Raw genomic sequence first — 5120 nt, 5'->3', positions numbered from 1 at the left:
CGGGCGTACCGATCCGCGCGTCGTCGAGGATGTCGCGAAGTTCGGTGCCAACCGGGTCGGCGCTGCCGGGGATCCACGCTATCGCGTCAACGGCTCGTTTCGGGATCGATACGTCGCGGATCGGTTCGATGAGGCATTCGACTGCAGCGGCGGCAATGACTGCGTGGATGTCATCGTCTACCCTTCCGTGCAGGCGCCTTCAGCCGCCGTGCACACTGGACCGGAGACCCTCGGAACCCACCGGTTTGCAGCCTATTCCGGGCGTCCCGCCATCGCGCTTCCCGTAGGCTCGGCCATGACGGCCGAGGGGTTGCGTCCGGTCTCTCTCGAGTTGCTGGGGCAAAGCGGCGAGGAATGGCGCCTGCTGGAGATTGCGGCAGCCTGGCAGGCAAGTCTCTCGTTGCCCCGTACCGTCCCCTGTGAAAGCGAGAAGGCGCTCGTCTGTCTCATTGCCCCGGCCCCGAGCGCAACGCGCCGTTGAGCGCCGACACGAATTCGCGCACCAGGCGCGCGCGCTGTGCGTCCGGCCGGAACAGGATGTATGCCCTGAAATAGACTGCCGGTTCGTACGGCTTGATGATCAGCCCGCGCTGTTCGAAACCGTCCGCCGCGAAAGGATTGACGAGGCCGAGGCCAACTCCTTCGAGTGCAAGGGCGCAAACGGTCAAGGACGCCGGCGTCTCGACCACGATGTGCGGACGCGCGCCGACCGCGTCGAATGTCTCGGTCATGCGCGCGCGGGCACGGTCTTCGGGGGCCAGCGCGATGAATGCCATGTTGTGCAGGTCTTCCGCGCGGATGATGTCGCGGTCCGCGTAAGGGTGGTCCGGCGGCATTACGCAGACCGCCCTTACGCTTTGGAACACGCTGTGATCTACGCCTGAGAGGTCAACTTCGTCTGCAGCGAGGCCGATGTCGAATTGCTGGTTCACGACATGATCGCGCACTGCAGCCGAGGAAAGGATCTGCAAGGTGATCGAGACTTGCGGGTTGGTCTCCCGGAACTTCCGCACTGCCCGCGGCACCAGGGTCGAGCCTAGCGCGGCAAGGCTGGCTATACGCAGGCTGCCTGATCCAAAATCGCGGATGCGTGCGGCCGAAGCGCGCAGTGTGTCCAGACCCGTGAAGGCGTTGGACACGTCGCGGAAGAACAGTTCGCCTTCGGGCGTGGCGATGAGGCGGCCTTTCACCCGGTCGAACAGCGCGAAGCCGACGCGGTACTCGAGTTCCGAAATGGCGCGGCTGACGGCAGGCTGGGTAATGTTCAGAAGTTCGGCAGCACGTGACGCTGACCCGCCGATCATCAAAGCCTGATATATCTCGAGTTGCCGGAAATTCATGCGAGCGTGATAGGCTTGGGGCGCGGGTGAGTAAATTCTTCGTGACAGGCTGTGGATCGCCGCCCGCACGGGACGGGGCGTCTTGCTCCCGTGCGGGCGGCGAAGCTCATGCGGTGATGTACCGCGCAGGGCGGTAAGGTGCGAGGATCGGGGCCTCCACGCCGGTCATGATCTCCTGCGCCGCGTAACGGCCGAGGATCGGCGCCAGAGTGATGCCGCTGTGGGTGACCAGCACATAGGCGCCCTTGATGCCCGGCACCGGCCCTGCGATCGGCTTGTTGTCCAGCGGGTAGGGCCGGAAGCCGAGCAACACCCTGGTGGCCTTGGCTTCGGCAATGGCAGGCATGTATTCGGCAGTGCGGGCGATCAGCATGTCGCCGTGGAATTGCTGGAGCGCCGCATCCGGATAGGCCATCTGGTGCTTCAGGATTTCGGTATGCTGAGGCAGGTTCGGCGGCCCGCTGGTGAAGCTGGTGAGGTAGCGCCCATCGGCGTACTGTTTGAATTCCAGGATGCTGGAGGCTTCATAGACCAGCTTGGTGGTGACGGGACGGGGCGTGGTGTGAACCACCAGGCCCGGTTTGTGCGCAAGTTCGAGCTTGCGGTCCATCAGTGCCATGATGCGCGGCGTGTCGGTGCCGGTCACACTGACGAGGTGATCGAGTTCGAAATCACCCTTGGTCGTGGTAACGCCGGCGACTGCGCCGCCGACGACCTTTATCGCGGTCACTTCGCAGGGATAGAGCACTTTGGCGCCGAAACGCTTAGCGGCGGCGAGGTAGCGCTGGGTAGCGAAGACCGGATCGACATGGCCGTCCTTGGCCGTCTGGAAGGCGAGCTTGACCTCGTCACCGGGAAACACGCCGGGGCTGGCCTTGGTAATGCCTTCGCCGGTGAGGTAGACTGGCGGATCGTCGGTCGCTTCCAGCAATGTCGCCTTTGTCTGCAGAGAATCCTTCTTGTTGGCGTAAGCCCAGCTTATCGAGCCGCCCCAGATTGCCTTCATGCCCAGCGTGCGGTCATCGTCGAGCCAGGCATCCATGCTTTCAAGGCGCAGCTTCATGTAGTGCGCGTCGTTGACCACGGGATTGATCCAGGCGACCGACTTTTCGGTGGCTCCCGCGGCGGGACGCGTCTTTTCAAATACAATGACTTCGGCTCCCGCCTTGGCGAGTTGAGCGGCGACAGAGGCACCGATCAGGCCGCCGCCGATCACGCCGACGCGGAGCTTGCGGCCCGGCTTTGCGCAGGCCCCCGCGGCCTGCAATGCGGCCATGGCGGCGAACCCGCCAAGAATTGTCCGGCGCTGAAACGTCATGGTGATAGCTACTCCGATTTATCCAGCTTGTTTGTCTTGCCGTCCCATCGCACCGGCGAGATCAGGCAACGAACGCATTGCGGGCCATGCCGCCACCCTATGGCTTGAAGCGCCCAAGTGCGGCAGTGGCTACTTCGCCGTCTTGCGCTGAAGTTCCTCCGCTGATGCCCAGGCCTCCCACGATCTTGCCGTCGATCGACACCGGGAGACCGCCTTCCAGAGCCAGGGCGCCGTCGGCACCGCTATAGGCGACGGCGCCTGCCGCTGCGGCGTCCTGCAGGACCTTGGTGGGCTTGCGGAAGCGGGCCGCCGAGCGGGCCTTGGCCGGGGCGATGGCGGTGGAGGCATATTGGGTGCCATCCATCACTTCGATCAGGATCGGATCCCCAGACGGCCCTGTGACCGCTACGGCCATCGCTAGGCCGCGTGCATGCGCTTCATCCCTCGCCAGTCGCGCAAGCGCTTGAGCGGCTCGAAGCGTGATCGGCTCTCCGTAGCGCGGGGCCGGCGTCTCCGTGCCCATGGCGCCGGACGATGCTGACAGCGCCCAGAGGAAGACCAGCGCCGCTGCGGGCTTGGCCAGACGGATGTTCATGAAAGCGGCGACCTTCTCGAGCTTGCGGATTTCCTGATCCTTTGTTCGCCCGCGCAGCGATTACCGGCAATGGTTGATCCGTTGTAAGTCCATGACTGAATGTTATAGGATGCCCGTCCTTAAACCGTTCCAGTTAACGGTCTGCGTCTGGTAGTTGGAGAAATATAATACTATTATCAGTAGCTTCATGAGAATATTTGTTTGATCGGCCAATGCCGGAGCGGGTTGAGGCGTGAGCCGCATCTCGGGCGGGAGGAGGTGACAAGGCGGCTGCGTCCGGTTATCAAGCCGGCTGTGCGCCGCTCCGCTTTCCTTCTGCTACTCGTCAGCCTTCTGCTTACGCTCGGCGTAGGCTCTTTGGCGCATGCGACGGAAAGCCTCGCGCAGCATGACGAGGAGGCTACGGCGTGGCATTGGCAGGGAGATGGAGATCATTCCCCCCCGGACCAGGACAGCGCCGTTCCCCATCATCACGGTAGCTGCCATGGCCATCACATCGGCACACCGGCTGAGCGCTCCGTGCTCGATGACAGCCGTGTGATGCCTCTTGCAGGCCAGGCAGATCCTGTCTTTCCGCTTCGACCTGTCGATCACCTGCCAGAGATCGAACCGCCCATTTTCTGAATGACGCCGCCGACCTCGGCCGCTTGCGCGGTCGAGGCGTTGAATGACGTCTTCAGGAGATTCATAATATGTATCGTATCATCGCAGCCGTTGCGGCTGCGGCGTGCTGCGCTGTCGGCGCACATGCGAGCGATGGCCCGCCGCCGTTCACCCTGGCGCGCGCGCTATCGCTGGCGGGCGCAGGCTCGCCCGTCGCCGAAGCAGGAAGTGCGCAGGTTCGCGTGGCTGCAGCCGCCCGTACCGTCGCCGCCCTGCGTCCCAACCCCTCGCTGAGCCTCCAGACCGAGAACGTTGCCGGAAGCGGCACTTATCGCGGTTTCGATGGTGCGGAGACGACCGCGCAATTCACGCTCCCGCTGGAAATGGGCGGAAAGCGTTCTGCACGCATCGCCGTGGCCGATGCCGGGCAGGAACGGGCACGGGTCGAACGTGCGATTTCCATGGCCGATCTCAGGCTAGCAGTGACGCAAGGCTACATAGCCGCGCTCGCTGCCGAGCACCGTGCGCTGATTGCAGCGCGGCAAGTGGAAATCGCGGGTGAGGCGCTGCATGCTTCGCAAGTCCGCGTCCGTGCCGGGCGCGCGTCGCCGCTTGAGGAACAGCGCAGCCAGCTGATGTTGGCCAATGCCCGTCTAGCCAGCGAGCAGGCGGTGAGGCTGACCCAGGTGGCGCGTGGAAACCTCGCGCGGTTGATCGTGGCGCCCGTGGATGGAGCCCTGGACGCGGCGTGGTTCGATCATCTCGCGATCGCCGGGCCGGTCGAGCGGGCTGTGATCGACGATACGTTGGCCGTTCGCGCGGCCGCGTTGGACGTGGCTAGCGCCGATGCGCAGCTACGTCTGGCCGCTGCCCGGCGGGTGCCCGATCTTCAGCTCTTCGCCGGTCCGCGTCGGCTTGAGGCGACGCGCGACACGGCGATGACCTTCGGCGTCTCGATCCCGCTCCAGTTGTTCGATCGGGGCAGCGCCGCATTGGCGCAGGCGCATGCAGAACGGGACGAAAGGGATGCGCAGAGGCGCGTGGCGCAGATCCGCATCGGGCAGGCTATCGCGAGTGCCGATGCCGAGGTGGCCAATGCCGAGACGGCGGCCCGTGTGGCAGGCGGGCCGGCTTTGGCGGCTGCGCAAGAGGCCGCGCGCATCGCCCGCATAGGATATCGCGAGGGCAAGTTCGGGCAACTCGACCTGCTCGATGCCGAACGTGCTCTCGCGGAGACCAGACTGGCCGCCGTCGATGCGCTGGC

The 5120-nt window shown here is 64.6% G+C and carries 4 protein-coding genes and 1 pseudogene; 2 read left to right on the top strand and 3 right to left on the bottom strand.

The window, feature by feature from the left end; genetic code table 11:
* Positions 1–481, top strand: a pseudogene (locus tag LH128_RS23625) (amidase); the annotation flags it as partial.
* On the opposite strand, the gene LH128_RS23620 reads toward LH128_RS23625, so the two are convergent.
* The 3 genes from LH128_RS23620 to LH128_RS23610 form a co-directional block, all read right to left on the bottom strand.
* Positions 447–1340 (bottom strand): LysR substrate-binding domain-containing protein, encoded by an 894-nt coding sequence (locus tag LH128_RS23620; RefSeq protein ID WP_008832210.1) that lies wholly within the window; start codon positions 1338–1340, stop codon positions 447–449. The pseudogene LH128_RS23625 and the gene LH128_RS23620 sit on opposite strands and share 35 nt — an antisense overlap.
* A 106-nt stretch (positions 1341–1446) precedes the next feature.
* Complete coding sequence (locus LH128_RS23615; RefSeq protein ID WP_008832209.1) at positions 1447–2658, bottom strand: NAD(P)/FAD-dependent oxidoreductase; 1212 nt, start codon at positions 2656–2658, stop codon at positions 1447–1449.
* Positions 2659–2755: 97 nt separating this feature from the next.
* Positions 2756–3253: a GlcG/HbpS family heme-binding protein gene (locus tag LH128_RS23610; protein WP_008832208.1), complete on the bottom strand. Its 498-nt coding sequence runs from the start codon at positions 3251–3253 to the stop codon at positions 2756–2758.
* A gap of 692 nt (positions 3254–3945) precedes the next feature.
* Between LH128_RS23610 and LH128_RS23600 the strand changes: the two genes are divergently transcribed.
* A partial coding sequence (locus LH128_RS23600) for a TolC family protein (protein WP_008832206.1) occupies positions 3946–5120 on the top strand: 1175 nt, incomplete at its 3' end.

The organism is Sphingomonas sp. LH128, from assembly GCF_000293195.2.
Taxonomy (GTDB): domain Bacteria; phylum Pseudomonadota; class Alphaproteobacteria; order Sphingomonadales; family Sphingomonadaceae; genus Novosphingobium; species Novosphingobium resinovorum_A.
The sequence above is the reverse complement of the archived record's forward strand: the minus strand, read 5'-3'. Positions and strand labels throughout refer to the sequence as shown.